This is a genomic window from Kineococcus sp. R86509, assembly GCF_042466365.1.
GTDB lineage: Bacteria > Actinomycetota > Actinomycetes > Actinomycetales > Kineococcaceae > Kineococcus.
In genome coordinates this window covers 1,218,306-1,234,227 of sequence record NZ_JAXHCE010000001.1, presented here as the reverse complement: position 1 = coordinate 1,234,227, position 15,922 = coordinate 1,218,306, and the positions used below count along the sequence as shown (strand labels likewise).

17 protein-coding genes and 1 pseudogene are annotated in these 15,922 nt (G+C 73.4%); 9 read left to right on the top strand and 9 right to left on the bottom strand.

Features of this window, described 5'->3' with window-relative positions; all coding sequences use genetic code 11:
* Positions 1 to 8 precede the first annotated feature (8 nt).
* A complete protein-coding gene (locus SJY07_RS05790) occupies positions 9 to 1,295 on the top strand; it encodes a D-arabinono-1,4-lactone oxidase (RefSeq protein WP_380157648.1) in 1,287 nt (428 codons plus the stop codon).
* A 24-nt stretch (positions 1,296 to 1,319) separates the two neighbouring features.
* Complete coding sequence (locus SJY07_RS05785; RefSeq protein WP_380157646.1) at positions 1,320 to 1,703, top strand: MmcQ/YjbR family DNA-binding protein; 384 nt, start codon at positions 1,320 to 1,322, stop codon at positions 1,701 to 1,703.
* Between the two features lie 23 nt (positions 1,704 to 1,726).
* Here the strand turns inward: SJY07_RS05785 and SJY07_RS05780 are convergent, their stop codons facing one another.
* The 3 genes and pseudogenes from SJY07_RS05780 to cofC form a co-directional block, all read right to left on the bottom strand.
* Positions 1,727 to 2,338, bottom strand: a complete 612-nt coding sequence (locus SJY07_RS05780; RefSeq protein WP_328295202.1) for a suppressor of fused domain protein — start codon at positions 2,336 to 2,338, stop codon at positions 1,727 to 1,729.
* An 8-nt stretch (positions 2,339 to 2,346) separates the two neighbouring features.
* A pseudogene (cofG, locus tag SJY07_RS05775) lies at positions 2,347 to 3,627 on the bottom strand (7,8-didemethyl-8-hydroxy-5-deazariboflavin synthase CofG); the annotation flags it as partial.
* A gap of 50 nt (positions 3,628 to 3,677) precedes the next feature.
* The gene (gene cofC, locus SJY07_RS05770) at positions 3,678 to 4,304 is read right to left on the bottom strand and encodes a 2-phospho-L-lactate guanylyltransferase (protein WP_328295204.1); all 627 of its coding nucleotides are present in this window, start codon (positions 4,302 to 4,304) and stop codon (positions 3,678 to 3,680) included.
* A 97-nt stretch (positions 4,305 to 4,401) separates the two neighbouring features.
* Between cofC and SJY07_RS05765 the strand changes: the two genes are divergently transcribed.
* Genes SJY07_RS05765 through SJY07_RS05745 form a run of 5 tightly spaced genes read left to right on the top strand, consistent with a single transcriptional unit; the run spans position 4,402 to position 9,229 of the window.
* Positions 4,402 to 4,836 (top strand): molybdenum cofactor biosynthesis protein MoaE, encoded by a 435-nt coding sequence (locus SJY07_RS05765; RefSeq protein WP_380162186.1) that lies wholly within the window; start codon positions 4,402 to 4,404, stop codon positions 4,834 to 4,836.
* Between the two features lie 28 nt (positions 4,837 to 4,864).
* Entirely contained in the window at positions 4,865 to 5,884 is a 1,020-nt protein-coding gene (locus SJY07_RS05760; RefSeq protein WP_380157643.1) for an FO synthase, read from the top strand.
* Positions 5,881 to 7,326, top strand: coding sequence for a flavin-containing monooxygenase (locus SJY07_RS05755; protein WP_380157641.1), 1,446 nt, complete (start codon positions 5,881 to 5,883; stop codon positions 7,324 to 7,326). The genes SJY07_RS05760 and SJY07_RS05755 overlap by 4 nt, the downstream gene beginning before the upstream one ends.
* A 32-nt stretch (positions 7,327 to 7,358) precedes the next feature.
* Positions 7,359 to 8,561 carry a mandelate racemase/muconate lactonizing enzyme family protein gene (locus tag SJY07_RS05750; RefSeq protein WP_380157639.1) on the top strand — a complete coding sequence of 401 codons (1,203 nt, stop codon included), beginning with the start codon at positions 7,359 to 7,361 and terminating at the stop codon, positions 8,559 to 8,561.
* A complete protein-coding gene (locus SJY07_RS05745; RefSeq protein ID WP_380157637.1) occupies positions 8,558 to 9,229 on the top strand; it encodes a FadR/GntR family transcriptional regulator in 672 nt (223 codons plus the stop codon). Before SJY07_RS05750 ends, SJY07_RS05745 begins: the two co-directional genes overlap by 4 nt.
* Positions 9,230 to 9,231: 2 nt before the next feature.
* On the opposite strand, the gene SJY07_RS05740 is transcribed toward SJY07_RS05745, so the two are convergent.
* Positions 9,232 to 9,498, bottom strand: coding sequence for a MoaD/ThiS family protein (locus SJY07_RS05740; protein WP_380157635.1), 267 nt, complete (start codon positions 9,496 to 9,498; stop codon positions 9,232 to 9,234).
* Positions 9,491 to 10,582, bottom strand: a complete 1,092-nt coding sequence (gene moaA / locus SJY07_RS05735) for a GTP 3',8-cyclase MoaA (protein ID WP_380157633.1) — start codon at positions 10,580 to 10,582, stop codon at positions 9,491 to 9,493. Before moaA ends, SJY07_RS05740 begins: the two co-directional genes overlap by 8 nt.
* Before the next feature lie 153 nt (positions 10,583 to 10,735).
* On the opposite strand from moaA, the gene SJY07_RS05730 reads away from it, so the two are divergent.
* Entirely contained in the window at positions 10,736 to 10,888 is a 153-nt protein-coding gene (locus SJY07_RS05730) for a hypothetical protein (protein ID WP_328295212.1), read from the top strand.
* 53 nt (positions 10,889 to 10,941) lie between these two features.
* On the opposite strand, the gene SJY07_RS05725 is transcribed toward SJY07_RS05730, so the two are convergent.
* Positions 10,942 to 11,232, bottom strand: a complete 291-nt coding sequence (locus SJY07_RS05725) for a WXG100 family type VII secretion target (protein WP_328295213.1) — start codon at positions 11,230 to 11,232, stop codon at positions 10,942 to 10,944.
* Between the two features lie 164 nt (positions 11,233 to 11,396).
* Between SJY07_RS05725 and SJY07_RS05720 the strand changes: the two genes are divergently transcribed.
* Positions 11,397 to 11,933 (top strand): DUF4031 domain-containing protein, encoded by a 537-nt coding sequence (locus tag SJY07_RS05720; protein ID WP_380157630.1) that lies wholly within the window; start codon positions 11,397 to 11,399, stop codon positions 11,931 to 11,933.
* A 54-nt stretch (positions 11,934 to 11,987) separates the two neighbouring features.
* On the opposite strand, the gene SJY07_RS05715 is transcribed toward SJY07_RS05720, so the two are convergent.
* The 3 genes from SJY07_RS05715 to SJY07_RS05705 all read right to left on the bottom strand — a co-directional run bounded on the left by SJY07_RS05715 (position 11,988) and on the right by SJY07_RS05705 (position 15,876).
* Positions 11,988 to 13,484: a trypsin-like peptidase domain-containing protein gene (locus SJY07_RS05715; RefSeq protein ID WP_328295215.1), complete on the bottom strand. Its 1,497-nt coding sequence runs from the start codon at positions 13,482 to 13,484 to the stop codon at positions 11,988 to 11,990.
* Positions 13,485 to 13,597: 113 nt separating this feature from the next.
* Positions 13,598 to 15,160 (bottom strand): sensor histidine kinase, encoded by a 1,563-nt coding sequence (locus tag SJY07_RS05710; protein WP_380157627.1) that lies wholly within the window; start codon positions 15,158 to 15,160, stop codon positions 13,598 to 13,600.
* The gene (locus SJY07_RS05705) at positions 15,157 to 15,876 is read right to left on the bottom strand and encodes a response regulator transcription factor (RefSeq protein WP_380157625.1); all 720 of its coding nucleotides are present in this window, start codon (positions 15,874 to 15,876) and stop codon (positions 15,157 to 15,159) included. Before SJY07_RS05705 ends, SJY07_RS05710 begins: the two co-directional genes overlap by 4 nt.
* Positions 15,877 to 15,922 lie beyond the last annotated feature (46 nt).

Here is a 15,922-nt window from a genome sequence, read left to right as displayed (position 1 = left end):
GTCTTCCCGTGAGCACCTCGACGACGACGTCGTCCACCACCGCCCCCGGGGTCAACTGGGCCCGCAACTACGCCTACAGCGCGGGCACCCTGCACCGCCCGACCTCCCTCGACGAACTGCGCGCCGTGGTCGCGTCGACCGGGCGCGTGCGGGCCGTGGGGACGCGGCACTGCTTCAACGACATCGCGGACTCCCCGGGCGACATGGTCACCCTGGAGGACCTCCCGACCGAGGTCGAGGTCGACTCCGTCGCGGGCAGCGCCCGGGTCAGCGCCGCCACCAGCTACGGCGTGCTCGCCCAACGGTTGCAGGACTCCGGGGTCGCGCTGGCGACGATGGCCTCGTTGCCGCACATCAGCGTCGCCGGGGGTGTCTCCACGGCGACGCACGGCTCGGGTGACGGCACGCAGAACCTCGCCGGCGCGGTCCGCGCCGTGGAGCTGGTGACCGCGGACGGCGACGTGCGACGGGTCGAACGCGGCGACGCGGAGTTCCCCGGCAGCGTCGTGGCGCTCGGCTCGCTGGGGATCGTGACCCACCTCGAGCTCGACGTGCTCCCGACCTACGCGGTCCGCCAGGACGTCTACTCGGGGCTGTCCTTCGAGGCGTTCACCGCGAACTTCGACGCGGTCACCTCCGCCGCCTACAGCGTCAGCGTCTACACGAACTGGATCGGCAGCGACACCACCCAGGTGTGGCTGAAGACCCGCGTCAGCGACAGCGCCGACGCCCCGACCGAACTCTTCGGCGCCCGCCGGGCGAGCGAACCCCTGCACCCGCTGCCCGAGGTCGACATCCGCAACGCCACCGAGCAGCTCGGGATCCCCGGCCCGTGGCACGAACGGCTGCCGCACTTCCGGTTCAGCTTCGCCCCGAGCAACGGGGAGGAACTGCAGGTCGAGTACCTCGTGGCCCGGGAGAACGCGCTAGGGGTGATCGCGGCCCTGCGCGACCTCGGCCCCTCGATCGCCCCCCTGCTGCACATGTGCGAGATCCGCACCGTCGCCGCCGACGACCTGTGGCTCTCCAGCGCCTACCAGCGCGACACCGTCGCGTTCCACTTCACCTACAAGCAGCGCCAGGCCGAGGTCATCGCGGCCGTCGCCGAGGTCGAGGCGGCCCTGGCGCCGTTCGACGTGCGCCCGCACTGGGGCAAGCTGTTCGCGGCCTCCGCAGACCGCCTCGCGAGCTTGTACCCGCGCTTCGACGACATGCGGGCCCTCGTCGCGAGCCACGACCCCGGCCGGAAGTTCGCCAACGCCTACACCGACCGCATCGGCCTGACCCACCCCTGACGCATCCCTGACCCGGAGGTACCGGTGGCGACCTACGACGACGTGCACCGCCTGGCCTCCGCCCTGCCCGAGGTGGAGGTGGGGCAGCGCTTCCGGCACCGGGCCTGGTCGGTGGCCGGGCAGGGCTTCAGCTGGGAGCGGCCGTTCACGAAGGCCGACGTCAAGCGGTTCGGCACGGACCCCGTCCCCACCGGCCCGATCCTGGCGATCGCCTGCGAGGACCTGGGGGAGAAGGACGCCGTGCTGGCGCAGGACCGGGCGGGGTTCTTCGACATCCCGCACTTCGCCGGCTACGCGGCCTACCTCGTCGCGCTCGACGCGGTGGACGACGCGGACCTGGAGGAGGCCCTGCAGGACGCCTGGGCGGCGAAGGCACCGTCCCGGCTGCTGCCGGAGGCGGATCGGTAGCGTCGCCGGGGTGACCGCGGGCCTCAGAGCGCGACGGGGTCGCGTCCGACGTCGTAGAACGCGATCTCCGCGTCGGCGAACCGGTTCTCCAGCGCGTCCAGGCCGTGGGCCAGCAGGTACTTCCGCTCCACCTCGTGGATCGGGACGGCCTGCAACCAGTAGACGTCGGTCCCCGGCTGGAGCTCGTCGGCCTCCAGCGTCCAGCGCTGCAACCGGGGGAAGTTCCCCGGGGCGGTGAACACCAGGTGCTCGGTCCGGCCGCCGAGGAGGTCGGCGACGATGCCGGGGAACACGACCCCGGGCGAGAGCGGCCAGGGTTCGCCCATCGCCGTGAACGACGACGCGACGAGCAGCCCCGTCGCCAGGCGCGGCTCCACACCTTCGAGGACGGTCACGAGCTCGACGCGGATGTCGTTGCCGTTCACCAGGTTCGGTGAACGGTGCAGCGAGATCGTCGACACCGAGGTGAACCCCGGCGACGGGCAGTCGTGCGCGGTCAGCACGTCGAGGGACTGCGTCTCCTCGCGGTTCAGGAACTCCTCGACCTGGGGTCGGCCGTCGGGGACGAGCTGGGCCCCGACGAACCGGGCCATCGCGACCTCGGCGTCGGTGGGGGGCGGGATCTCCAACGTCACGCGGCCAACCTTCCCACGGGTCTCGCCGACTCCACGGCGAGTCCGGTCTCCGGGTCCGCGAGCGCCGCGAGGCTCGGCAGGAGTTCCGGGGAGATCCAGCGCGTCCCGCCGGCGAGGGCGTCGAGGACGAACCGCGGGTGGGCGGTGAGCCGCTCGGCGAGGCGGAAACCCGCAGCCCGGGTGGTCTCGGCGAGGTCGTCGAGCTGCGGCCAGGGACGTTCGGGGTTCACGTGGTCGGGGGTCAGCGGGGACACCCCGCCCCAGTCGTCGACGCCGGCGGCGAGGAGCTGTTCGCGCTGGCCCGGGTCGGACAGGTTCGGCGGGGACTGCAGCGAGACGCCCGGCCCGAGCAGCAAGCGGGAGACGGCGATCGTGGCGAGGTACTCGCCGTGGCCGAGGTCGTCCTCCCCGCGCATCGCGGTGTCGTCCTTGGCGCGGAAGTTCTGGACGATGACCTCCTGGATCCCGTCGAACTCCGCGATGACGTCCCTGATCGCCAGGATCGAGTCGACGCGTTCGGCGAGGGTCTCGCCGATGCCGACGAGGATCCCCGTCGTGAACGGCACCCCCGCCCGGCCGGCGTCGCGCAGGACCCGCATCCGCAGGGCCGGGTCCTTGTCGGGGGAGCCGTAGTGCACCTGCCCCGGTTCGGTCCACAACCGGCTCGACGTCGTCTCGAGCATCATCCCCATCGAGGGGGCGAGCGGCTTGGCGGCGAGCAGGGTCTCGTAGGACATGACGCCGGGGTTGAGGTGCGGCAGTAGTCCCGTCTCGTCGAGGACGCGACGGGCCAGGTGCTGGACGTAGTCGAGCGTGGAGGAGAAACCCCGCTGGGTCAGCCACGCGCGGGCCGCGGGCCAGCGGTCCTCGGGGGCGTCCCCGAGGGTGAACAGCGCCTCCTTGCAGCCCATCGCCGCACCGTCGCGGGCGATCTCCAGCACGTCGTCCTCGGAGAGGAACAGCACGGGCAGCCGGCCGGGGACGGTGGCGAAGGTGCAGTAGTGGCAGCGGTCCCGGCACAACCGGGTGATGGGGACGAACACCTTGCGGGAGTAGGTGACCACCCCGGGGCGTCCGGCCCGGGCCATGGCCGCGTCGCGGACGGGCCCGGCGAGGTCGCACAGCGCCTGCAGGTTGTCACCGCGGGCGTGCAGCAGGACCTCGGCGTGTCCTGCGTCGAGCTCGCCGCGGGCGGCGAGCTCGAGGGCGTCCGTGATCTCGGCGGCCGTGGGGGCGGCGCTGACCGGCGCCGCGTGGCGGCGGCGCGGGGACGGCAGGGGGTTGCTCATGGTGCCTTTCCGGTGCTGCGGTTCAGGGCGGCGAGTTCAGGGAAGTGGGTTCAGGGCAGGGGGATCGCTGCGGAGGCGAGGACGGCGGCGGTGCGGGGGCCGACCCCCAGGGCGAGGGCCTCGGCCAGGTCGTCGACGGTGTCGACGTCGCGCCGCAGCGACGGGTAGGGCGCGGTCAGCGCGCGGGCGCCGGCCGCCCGGTGGGCCCGGGCCGAGTCCGGGCCGAAGCGGTGCGGGGGCGCGCCGTCCCGGTCGGCCAGCAGGACGCTGCCCCGCCCGTCGGCGTCGGTGACCAGGGCCGGGCCGGGGAGGGCGAGCGCCTCCGCCAGGGCGGCGGCGAGGTCCTCCGGTCGCAGGGCGGGCAGGTCGCCGAGCAGGACGGCGGTGGGGCCGCGGTCCAGGCAGGCGACACCGGCCTCGATCGCGGCCCCCAACCCGGGACGACCCGCGGAGACGGTGACCGCCCCCGTCGCGCGGGCGGCGGCGGTGACGTCGGGGTCGTCGCTGACGCAGACGACCAGGCCGACCCCGGGTGTCCCGAGGCAGGCGGCGAGGCAGTCCAGCGCCATCGCCAGCGCCAGGGACCGGCGTGCGGGACCGGGCAGGGCGAGGCGGGACTTCGCCTCACCTCCGCCCTTGACGGGGACGACGACCCGCCAACCGCTCACGTGCGTCACCGGGGGAGTCTCTCCCACGGTGCCGGGTCGCGAAACACCTACCCTCGTTCTCGTGAGCACCGCATCGACTCCTGGCGCGCGGCCCGACGCGTCGCGGCTGTCCGTCCCGGCCCGTCGGGTCGTGCGGACCGCCGTCAGCACCGAGCCCCTCGACGTCGACGAGCACGCCCGCCTCGTGGGGGACCGCGCCGCCGGGGCGGTCGTCACCTTCGCCGGCGTGGTCCGCGACCACGACCACGGTGCCCCGGTGCGCGAGCTCGAGTACGTCGGGCACCCCGGCGCCGCCGACGTGCTCGCCGCGGTGGTCGCCGAGGTCGTCGCCGACAGCCCCGTCGACGCCGTCGCGGTGAGTCACCGCCTCGGTCACCTCGCCATCGGTGACGTCGCCCTCGCCGTCGCGGTCTCCGCCGCGCACCGCGGGGAGGCGTTCGCGGTGTGCGCGCGTCTCGTCGACGAGGTCAAGGACCGGTTGCCGGTCTGGAAGCACCAGCACTTCACCGACGGGACCTCCGAGTGGGTCGCCTGTCCCTGAGGCCACCGGCGGCGGTTAGCCTCCTGCGGTGCCCGTTCCCGATGTCTCGGTCCGTGCGGCGCTCACGGGAGCCGCGCGCGACCACCACGCGCTGACCGACGCCGAGGCCGTGGTCCTGCTGGGCGCCGACGGCGAGGACCTCGAGGAACTCGCCGCGCTCGCCGACGCGGTCCGGCGCGACCGGCTGGGTGACGCGCTGACGTTCGTGGTGAACCGCAACCTCGACGGCACCCTCGTCGGCGCGGACCCCGGGCACGTGCGCGACCTGGTGCGGGAGGCCGCCGCGCTGGGGGCGACCGAGGTCTGCGTCCAGGGCGCGGTGCCCGCCGCCGCCGGGGCCGAGGGCTACCTGCGCCTCGTCGAGGTGGTCGCGTCCGCCGCGCCCGGGATCCACCTGCACGCCTTCCGGGTCCCGGAGGTCCTCGACGCCGCGGGGCGCCGGGGTTCCAGCGTTCGCGAGTTCCTGCTCGCCGCCCGCGACGCCGGGCTCGGCTCGGTGCCCGGGACGGCCGCGAAGGTCCTCGACGACGACGTGCGGACCGTGCTGAACGACGGGGTCGCGGACCTGCCGGTCGCCCGCTGGCTGGAGGTCGTCACCACCGCGCACGAGGTCGGACTGACCTCGACGAGCACGCTGGTCCACGGCGGCCCGGAGACCCCGGCCCAGCAGGTCGCCCACCTCCGGCTGCTGGCCGACACCGCCGCGCGCACCCAGGGGTTCACCGAGTTCATCGCCATGCCCTCGCCGGCCGGCCCCTCGCCGCGGGCGGTCCGGGCGTTGCACGCGGTCGCGCGGTTGCTGCTCGACGGCCGCATCGACCACGTCCAGGCCGCGTGGCCCAAGCACGGCCTGGACCTCACCAAGCAGCTGCTGCGGGGCGGCGCCGACGATCTGGGCGGGTTGCTGCTGGACGGTTCGCTGGACCCCTCGGCCGGGCAGGAACAGGGCACGACGTTGACCCGGGCGGACGCCGCAGCGCTGGCGGAGCGGCTGGGACGTCCCCTGCGGCAACGCACCACGCGCTACGGGGATCCCGTCCGTCCATGACCGACGTCCGGATCGACGCCCGGATCGACGTGGCGATCGTCGGGGCGGGGTTCGCCGGTCTCGGTGCCGCCCTGCAGTTGTCCCGCCGCGGCCGGGAGAGCTTCGTCGTCCTGGAACGGGGCGAGGAGGTGGGCGGGACCTGGCGCGACAACACCTACCCGGGGGTCGCCTGCGACGTCCCGTCGCACTTGTACTCCTACTCCTTCGCCCCGAAACCCGACTGGTCGCGCGTGTTCGCCCCCGGCGCCGAGATCCAGGAGTACCTGCGGGCCTGCGCCCGGGAGGTCGCCGACCACGTCCGGCTGCGGACCGAGGTCCTCCGGGCCCGGTGGGAGGAGGACCACTGGGTGCTCGCGACGAGCACCGGGACCGTGCGCGCCCGGGTCCTCGTGCTGGCGGCGGGCCGGCTCACCGAACCCCGGGTGCCCGCCGGTCTCGACGCCTTCGACGGGCCGGTCTTCCACACCGCGCGCTGGGACCACTCCCTCGACCTCGCGGGCGCCCGGGTCGGGGTCGTCGGGACGGGAGCCTCGGCGGTGCAGGTGGTGCCGCGCCTCGCCGCCGCCGCGGCGCACCTGACGGTGTTCCAGCGCAGCGCCCCCTACGTCGTGCCGCGCGGGGACCGGGCCTACAGCGCCGCGGAGCTCGCGGAGTTCACGGCCGACCCGCGGGTCCCGGCGGCGGTCCGGGAGGAGACGTTCACCGACATGGAGCGTGGTCTGGCCGCCCGACGGCTGGTCCCGTCCGCGCTGGAGCCGTTGCGGCGCAGGGCGCTCGACCACCTCGCGGCGCAGGTGCCGGACGCGGCGTTGCGCGCGGCGCTGACCCCCGACTACGAGGTGGGCTGCAAGCGCGTCCTGCTCTCCGACGACTTCTACCCCGCGCTGGGTCGTGACGACGTGACCCTGGCGCCCGCCCTGGTCGGCTACGAGGGGCGCAGCGCGCTCGCCGAGGACGGGTCCCGCCACGACCTCGACGTCGTCGTGCTGGCGACGGGGTTCCACGCGACCCGTCAGCCCTACGCACGCCGCGTGGTCGGGCGGGACGGGCTGACGCTGGACGAGGCGTGGGCGGAGGGGATGGTGTCGCACGCCTCGACCGTCGTGCACGGGTTCCCGAACCTGTTCGTCCTCGACGGCCCGAACGCGAGCCTGGGGCACAACTCGGCCCTGCACGTCATCGAGAGCCAGCTCGGCTACCTGCTGGGTGCCCTCGACCACCTCGGGACCCACGACCGCTCGCTGGAGGTCTCCCGGGCCGCGCAGCAGGCCTACACCGCCGACGTCGACGCGATGGCGGCGCGTTCGGTGTGGCTGCAGGGCGGGTGCTCGAGCTGGTACGTCGATCAGCGCAGCGGCCGGCTGACGCTGCTGTGGCCGGACACGGCGGGGGAGTTCCGGCGCCGCAACGGCACCTTCGACCCCGAACCCTTCCTGGGCTGAGCACTTGTCGGACGAGTTGATCGACTCGTACGATGAGTGGACCGACAGCGAAGGAGCTGAGTTCCGTGACCCTCGTCGACGAGCCCGCACCACGGGTCCAGGCGCACTACGTCCCCGACCGCATCCGCCACGTCAGGCTCTCGACGGCGACCCTGCCGCTCCCGACGCCCATCAGCGACGCCAAGGTCCTCACCGGCCGGCAGAAGCCGATGACCGAGATCGTCTTCCTCTTCGCCGAGATCAGCACCGACCAGGGTTTCTCGGGGACGGGGTTCAGCTACTCCAAGCGCGCCGGCGGGCCGGCGCAGTACGCCCACGCCCGCGAGGTCGCCGCCGACCTGCTCGGCGAGGACCCCAACGACATCGCCAAGGTCTACACGAAGCTCCTCTGGTCCGGAGCCTCCGTCGGGCGCAGCGGCGTCGCGACGCAGGCCATCGCGGCGCTGGACATCGCCCTCTACGACCTCAAGGCCAAGCGCGCCGGGCTGCCGCTGGCGAAGCTCCTCGGCGCCCACCGCGACTCCGTCCGCGCCTACAACACCTCCGGTGGGTTCCTGCACGCCCCGCTGGCGCAGGTGCAGGCCCGCGCCGACGAGTCGCTCGCGGCCGGGATCGGCGGCATCAAGATCAAGGTCGGCCAGCCCGACCAGCGCGAGGACCTGCGCCGGGTCGCCGCCGTGCGCGAGCACCTCGGGGCCGACGTCCCGCTCATGGTCGACGCCAACCAGCAGTGGGACCGGCCCGCCGCGCTGCGGATGGGACGCGCGCTGGAGGAGTTCGACCTGGTCTGGATCGAGGAACCCCTCGACGCCTACGACGCCGTCGGGCACGCCGACCTCGCCCGCGCGCTGGACACCCCGATCGCGACGGGTGAGATGCTCTCCAGCGTCGGTGAGCACATCGCCCTCATCGAGCACGGCGCCGCCGACGTCATCCAGCCCGACGCCCCCCGCATCGGCGGCATCACCCCGTTCCTGCGCCTCGCGGCGCTCGCCGACCAGGCGGGGCTGCAGCTCGCGCCGCACTTCGCGATGGAGATCCACCTGCACCTCGCGGCGACCTACCCGCGGGAGCCGTGGGTGGAGCACTTCGAGTGGCTGAACCCGCTCTTCGAGGAACGGCTCGAGACCGTCGACGGGCGCATGATCGTCCCCGACCGTCCGGGGCTGGGGTTCACCCTCACCGACCAGGCCCGGGCGTGGACGACCGACTCCGTGGAGTTCGGCGTCTCGTGACCACCCGCACCACCACCCGCACCCAGGCCCTCGTCGACGTCCTGCGCGCCCGGATCGTCGACGGCGACCTCGCCCCGGGACGGCCCGTCCCCTCCGAGAGCGAGCTCGTCGGGGAGTTCTCGGTGTCGCGCACGGTGGTGCGCGAGGCCATGTCGCGGTTGCAGGCCGCCGGCCTGGTCGAGACCCAGCAGGGACGCGGGTCGTTCGTGCTGGCCCGGCCGAGCGGGCGGACGTTCGCGCCCGAGATCGGTGGCTCCCGGGCCGACCGCGTCCAGCTGCTGGAGTTCCGCCTCGGGGTGGAGACCGAGGCGGCCGCCCTGGCTGCCACCCGGCGCAGTGAGGAGCAGCTCGCCGTCGTACGCCGCGCGGCGAGGTCGTTCGCCGCCGCCCAGGACCGGGCGGCGGACGCCGTCGGCGCGGACTTCCACTTCCACAGCGCGATCGCCGTCGCGTCCGGGAACCGGTACCTGGCCGACCTGGTGGGCACGTTGGGCGAGCCGATGATCGCGATGCCCAGCGCCCGCCTGGCCGGTGAACCGGGATCGCTGGAGCAGGTGGTGTCCGAGCACGAGGCGGTGCTGGGTGCGCTCGAACGCGGCGACGCCGAGACCGCTCGCGCGGCGATGCGGGTGCACCTGGCCGGCTCGATCGCCCGGCTCGGCCGCTGAGCTCAGCCCCCGGCGAAGGGGGGCAGGACGTCGACGGTGACGCCGTCGGCGAGGGCGTCCTCCGGGCGGGCCGAGACGGCCTCGACCAGGAAGCTGGAGGCGGCCAGCACCCGGGCCAGTTCGGGGCCGCGGAGCGCGAGGGTCTCGACGAGGGAGCCGACCGTGGCCCCGACCGGGACGAGCACCTTCTCCTCCTCCACCCCCGCGGCCGCGGCCGCACCGGCGAAGAAGCGCACCAGCACCGAGATCTCGTCCACCGACTCAGCCACCGATCGCACTCATCGGCCGGGTGGGGTGCAGGAAGGCCGGGTCGTCGATGTCGTGGCCGGGGAGCTTGCCCCACATCGCCGCCCGCCACGTCGCGGCCAGGCTCGCGTCGTCCGCACCGGAGCGCATCGCGTCGCGCAGGTCCGTCTCCGTGCTGGAGAACAGGCAGGTCCGCACCTGGCCGTCGGCGGTCAGTCGTGTCCGGTCGCAGTCCCCGCAGAACGGCCGGGTGACCGAGGCGATGATCCCGACGTCGCCCAGCAGGCCGTCGGCCCCGACGACGTCCCAGGTCTCGGCCGGTGCCGCACCCCGCGCGCTGTCCGGACGGGGCAGCAGGGTGAACTCCGCCTGCAGGGCGGCCAGGATCTCCTCAGCTGTGATCATGTCCTCGCGGCGCCAGGTGCCGTGCGGGTCGAGCGGCATCTGCTCGATGAACCGCAGTCGGTAGCCGCCCTCCAGGGCCCAGCGGAGCAGGTCGGCGGCCTCGTCGTCGTTGGTCCCGCGCAGCAGCACGGCGTTCACCTTGACGGGGGCCAGGCCGGCGGCGGCGGCCGCGCTGATGCCGGCCAGGACGTCGGCGAGGCGGTCGCGCCGGGTGATCTCGGCGAAGCGGTCGGGACGCAGGGTGTCCAGGGAGACGTTCACCCGGGTCAGTCCCGCCTCGGCCAGGGCCGCGGCCCGCCGGTGCAGACCGATGCCGTTGGTGGTCAGCGACGTGCGGACGGGCTCCCCGGTGTCGGTGCGCAGCGCGGTGGTCGCGGCCACGATCCGCTCCAGACCCTTGCGCAGCAACGGTTCCCCACCGGTGAAGCGCACCTCGTGGACGCCCAGGTCGCGCACCGCGACCTGGATCAACCGGATGGTCTCCTCGTCGTCCAGCACCCGGCTGCGTTCGAGCCACGGCAGGCCCTCGGGAGGCATGCAGTAGTGGCAGCGCAGGTTGCAGCGGTCGGTGAGGGAGACCCGGAGGTCGCGCGCCGTCCGGCCGTGCTGGTCGACCAGGGCCCCCGTCGCGAAGCGCGGGGCGTCGGCGTCCTTGCTCGGGCTGCGCCGCAGACGGGGCACACCGAGATCGACAGGGGTCACCCACCAAGGGTAAGGCGGGGTGCGCGGGCGGACCCGTTCCCGGGGGGAGGTGATCTTCCGTGTGGGACAGGTCACTACGTGTGAAGTTCCGGTGTGGCTTGCCGATCCTCTACTGACCGGTAAAGTGAACGGAAGATGAACAGGAGGTGGCACATGAACAACACTCAGACCAAGGCCACGTTGACCACGGGTGCTACGCCCACCGCGCACTGGATCGAAGTCCGCGACGCGTCGGGCCGTCGGCACCTGGAGATGCGCTGGAGCGTCCCCGGAGCGCAGATGACGCCGCTCTCGCACGCCGCCTGATCGAGGCGCACCACCGGTAGGCCCCGCGCACCGAGCGCGGGGCCTCCGCTGCGTCAGGCCGTGAACATCCGGGCGTTGGCCGACTCCACGTCGGCGTACTGCTGCGCGGCCCGCGCCAGCGCCTGCTGGATCTCCTCCAGCGTGGTCCGCACCTGGTCCTGGGTGAGACGCCACCGCTGCGTCAGGGCCTGGAAGCTCGACGCCGCACTGCCCTTCCAGCACGACTCCAGATCCAGCAGGTGCCGCATCATGCCCTCGACCTCGGTGGCGACGTTGCCCGAGGAGACGGCGACGGCGGCGCTCGCCTGCTGGACGCGTGCACTGTCGACCTCGAACCGGCTCATGGGATCCTCCTCCCCGCGGGACACGCCCGCGGACTCGTGAACGACCGGACGACCCGGCGCACGAGGAACGTAGGTCGCCACCGGGGGAGCACCGCCGCGTTGTCCACAGATCCGCGCCTGGTCCAGCAGTGGTCGCACCCTGTGCACGCACGGACGGCCCGCGCGTGACCGTCCTCGTCGACACCGCGCGCTTCCCCGGCCACGGCCGGTGGTGGGCCCACCTCGCCAGCGACACCTCCACCGAGGAGCTGCACGCGTTCGCCGCCCGCCTCGGGATCCCCCGCCGAGCCTTCGAGGGCGACCACTACGACGTCCCCGAGGAGCGCGTCGAGGAGGCCGTCGCCGCCGGCGCCACCCGGGTCAGCACCCGGGAGCTGCTGCGCCGCCTGCAGTCCGCCGGCCTGCGCACCCCGAAGCGGCGGGGCGAGAAGGTCCTCGCCAGCGGGGTGGAGGACGGGGTGCGCGTGGACGTCGTCCGCGCCGACGTCGTCCCGCTCCCGCACGGCACCCACTACCTCGTCACCGGCCCGGACCTGGTGGAGGTCGCGCAGCTCACCGGCCGCGTGCGGGGCTTCCGCCGCCGGTGGAGCCGGACGCCGACCGGGACCGTCGTGGTCCACGACGGGGTCTGCGTCGGGGAGGGCGTCCTCGCCGTCCCGGCGGAGCGTTGGTGGTCGCCGTTGGTCGCACCCGACGCCTGACGCGAGCAGGCCCCGCCCCCGGGTGTCCGGGAGCGGGGCCTCAGGCGTTCGGGATCAGTTCTCGGCGCGCGCCGTCAGCGTCGCGGTGAGCTTCTGCTCGGCGCCGTTGCGCACCACGGTCAGCTCGACGGAGCTGCCCACGGCCTTGCCGCGGATCGTCGCGGTGAGGGACTCGAAGCCGTCGACCGTCTGTCCGTCGACCGCGGTGATGACGTCACCCTTCTGCACGCCCGCGGATGCGGCGGGGGCGCCGCTGGTCACGTCGGCCACCTCCGCACCCTCGCGGGTCACGTCGCCGACGGTGACCGTGGCGGGGTTCTCGGAGAGGCTGACCCCCAGCCAGGCGTGCTGCGCCGTCCCGGACTTCACGAGCTGGTCGGCGATCATCTTGACCTCGTTGGAGGGGATGGCGAAGCCCAGGCCGATGCTGCCGGACTGCGTCGCGCTCGAGCTCGAGCTCAACGAGGCGATCGAGGAGTTGATCCCGATGACCTTGCCGGAGGAGTCCAGCAGCGCCCCGCCGGAGTTGCCCGGGTTGATCGCGGCGTCGGTCTGGATGGCGTTGGTGGCCGCGGTCTCACCGGTCGTCTGCTGCTGCTGCTGCTGACCGAAGGGGTTCTGCGACTGGCTCTCGTCCTCGGCCTGGGTGAGCACCGGGCGGTCCAGGGCCGAGACGATGCCCGTCGTCGCGCTGCCCGACAGGCCCAGCGGGTTGCCCAGCGCCATCACGGCCTGGCCGGCGACGACGTCGTCGGAGTCGGCGAACGTCGCGGCCTTGAGGTCGCTCGGCGGGTCGCTCAGCTGGATGACGGCGAGGTCGGTCGCCGTGTCGGTGCCCTTGATGGTCGCCTTGTACTCGCGGCCGTCGGAGAGGGTGACGGTGATCGTCGCCCCCGTGCCCAGACCCGACACGACGTGGTTGTTGGTGACGATGTAGCCGGAGGCGTCGTAGACGATGCCGGACCCCTCGGCCGTGCCCGCCGAACCCTCGACGGTGACGGCCACGACGCTCGGCGCGACCGCGCTCACGACGGCCTGCCAGTTCACGGTCGTCTCGCTGACGCCCTGGATCTGGGCGGAGCTGGACGAGGAGCTGGACGCGCCCGACCCGGAGGCGGAGGTGTCCTGGCCGAAGGCGCCGACCGCGGCCGCGGTCAGCAGGCTCGCGGCGACGGCACCGGCCAGCGCGGCCCCGGCCACCCCGAACCAGCCCGGGGAACGACGCGGGCCGCGCCCGCCACCGCCCCCGCCCCGGCCGTGGTCGTCACCGCCGTTGCCGTTGGGCGGGGTCGGGCCGCCGGGGGTCGTCCACGGGTCGCGCTGCCCGTACTGGTGGCCGGACTGCTCACCCTGGGAGGGCTGGCCGTAGCCGGCCTGGTTCCAGTCCCACTGCTGGGGCTGGGTGGGGGAGTTCTCCCCCCAGCCGCGGTTCTCGTCGCTGCCGCGGGCCTGGGTGGTGACGACAGTGCCGGGGAAGGCTCCGCCGGTCGCCACGCCGGACGGGGCGTGACCGTTGCCGTCGGGGGTCTGGCGTTCGTCGGAGCCGTTCATCCTGATTCACCTCTGCGAGTCGGGCGTCTGCTGGTCGTTCCGGGCGCGGGGTCCGCGCTCGCACCTCTAGTAACGGACACCGGGCTGCAGGTGAACCCGGAGTCAGCTGGAACCTAGCTGTGAATGATCGGGGACGGAGGGTCGTCCTCGACCGGTTCCTCGGACGGGACGGTGCTGGTGGGGCGGTCGGCGCGGAACCGTACCCGGAAAGTCGCCCCACCACCCTCCGTGGGCGCGACGGCCACCGTCCCGCCGTGAACCTCCACGATCGTCGAGACGATCGCCAGGCCCAACCCGGACCCGCCACCCGTCCCGCGACGCCGCGAGGAGTCGACCCGGTAGAAGCGCTCGAAGACCCGGTCCGCCTGCTCCGGGGTCAGCCCCTGCCCGTGGTCGCGCACCTCCACCACCGACTCCGGACCCGACGGGCCCATCAGCCGGCCCACGGCGACCTCGACCGGCGTCCCGGCGGGGGTGTGGTGCAGGGCGTTACCCAGCAGGTTCGTCAGGACCTGGCGCATCCCGGACTCGTCGGCCAGCACGATCGCGGAGTTCGGGCCCACGCCGTCCTCGAGCCCCACCAGACGCACCGAACGGTCCGACGTCAGCCCCCGGGCGTCGTGCACGGCGTCTGAGGCGACCACCGCGAGGTCGACGGGTTCCCGGGTCGCGCTCCGGCGCCGCTGCGCCTCGTCGAGCCGGGCCAGGCGCAGCAGGTCCTCCACGAGGTGACCGAGTCGCGTCGACTCGCCCTCGATGCGTTCCATCACGTGGGCGACGTCGTCGGGTTCGCGCACCGCGCCCTGCCGGTACAGCTCGGCGAAACCACGGATGGCGGCCAGCGGCGTGCGGAGCTCGTGGCTGGCGTCGGCGACGAAGCGTCGCATCTGCTCCTCAGAACGTTGCTGGGAGTGGAAGAGCGCCTCGATCTGGGTCAGCATGGTGTTCAAGGCCGTCGACAACCGGCCGATCTCGGTGCCGGGTGGAGCTTCCGGGACACGCTGCGACAGATCGCCGCCGGCGATGGCGGACGCCGTGCGCTCGATGTCGTCGAGGGGGCGGAAACTGCGCCGGATCGCCAGGGCGGCTGCGAAACCCCCGAGCACCAGGACTGCGACGCCAACGGCGAGGGCGGCGACGCGGAAGTCGGCCAGGGTGCGGTTGGCCCCGGACAACGGCAGCGCGACGGCGATGTTCACCCGGTCCCCCGAAGCCGAGGTCCCCGGGAAGAGCAGCACCCGCCACGGGTCACCGTCACCGTCGTCGGCGATGGTGAACGCTTTGCCGTCCATCGATCCCAGGTAGGCCGTGGTCAGGACCGGTAGGTCCGGTCGAGGGCAGTCCTGGTTCGGGGGACAGGTCTCGACCGGGTGGGAGCCGTCCGCCTCCGCCACCTGAACGTAGTAGTCGGAGAGCAGCAACTGCTGCGCGGCGGACTGGTTGAACACCGGGAACGCGCTCCTGATGGCCGCCACACCCTTGACGCGGAGTTGCTCGTCCACCTGGTTGCGCAGGTTGTTCTGCAGGAGCTGCAAGGACACCAGGCTCGTCACGGTCATCGCCATCAACAACAGCAGCACCACGATGACGAGCAGGCGCACCCGCAACGGCAGGTGCGCCTCGGCCGCTAGGACCTTGCCCCTCGCGGACCGCACCCGGTCCGCGGGCGACCTCATCCCACCGTCTGCGCGACGCGCAGGACGTACCCGACGCCCCGCTTGGTGTGGATCAGCGGTTCCAGACCCTCGGTGTCCAGCTTGCGGCGCAGGTAGGAGATGTAGCTCTCCACGATCCCCGCCTCGCCGTTGAAGTCGTAGTCCCACACGTGGTCGAGGATCTGCGCCTTGGAGAGCACCCGGTTCGGGTTGAGCATGAGGTAGCGCAGCAGCTTGAACTCGGTGGGGGAGAGCTCCACCTCGCGTCCGCCGCGGCGGACCTCGTGGGAGTCCTCCTCGAGTTCCAGGTCGTGGAAGACCAGGCGCCCCGTGTCGGCGCCCTCGGCCCCGCCGGTGCGGCGCAGCACGGCCCGGATCCGGGCCACGACCTCCTCCAGGCTGAAGGGCTTCGTCACGTAGTCGTCGCCGCCGACGGTGAGCCCCGCCACCTTGTCGGCGGTGTCGTCCCGGGCGGTGAGGAACAGCACCGGGACGGCCCGTCCCCGTTCGCGCAGCTTGCGCGTCACGGTGAAGCCGTCGACGTCGGGCAGCATGACGTCGAGCACGACGAGGTCCGGGCGGAAGTCCTCGGCCAGCTTCAGCGCCTCGGCACCGTCACCCGCCGAGGCGACCTCGAAGCCGGCGAAGCGGAGGCTGGTGGCCAGCAGCTCGCGGATGCTCGGCTCGTCGTCGACCACCAGCAGGCGGGCCTCCGGGGCGGAACTCGTAGATCTCACGGTCACGATTCTGCGCCCGAACCCTGGGAGGGACCTGGGGACTCGC

Coding starts and splice junctions, on each gene's coding strand:
- SJY07_RS05730 (WP_328295212.1), top strand. CDS start 10,736: ATGAACAACACTCAGACCAAGGCCACGTTGACCACGGGTGCTACGCCC.
- SJY07_RS05755 (WP_380157641.1), top strand. CDS start 5,881: ATGACCGACGTCCGGATCGACGCCCGGATCGACGTGGCGATCGTCGGG.
- SJY07_RS05715 (WP_328295215.1), bottom strand. CDS start 13,484: ATGAACGGCTCCGACGAACGCCAGACCCCCGACGGCAACGGTCACGCC.
- SJY07_RS05710 (WP_380157627.1), bottom strand. CDS start 15,160: ATGAGGTCGCCCGCGGACCGGGTGCGGTCCGCGAGGGGCAAGGTCCTA.
- SJY07_RS05725 (WP_328295213.1), bottom strand. CDS start 11,232: ATGAGCCGGTTCGAGGTCGACAGTGCACGCGTCCAGCAGGCGAGCGCC.
- SJY07_RS05750 (WP_380157639.1), top strand. CDS start 7,359: ATGAGTGGACCGACAGCGAAGGAGCTGAGTTCCGTGACCCTCGTCGAC.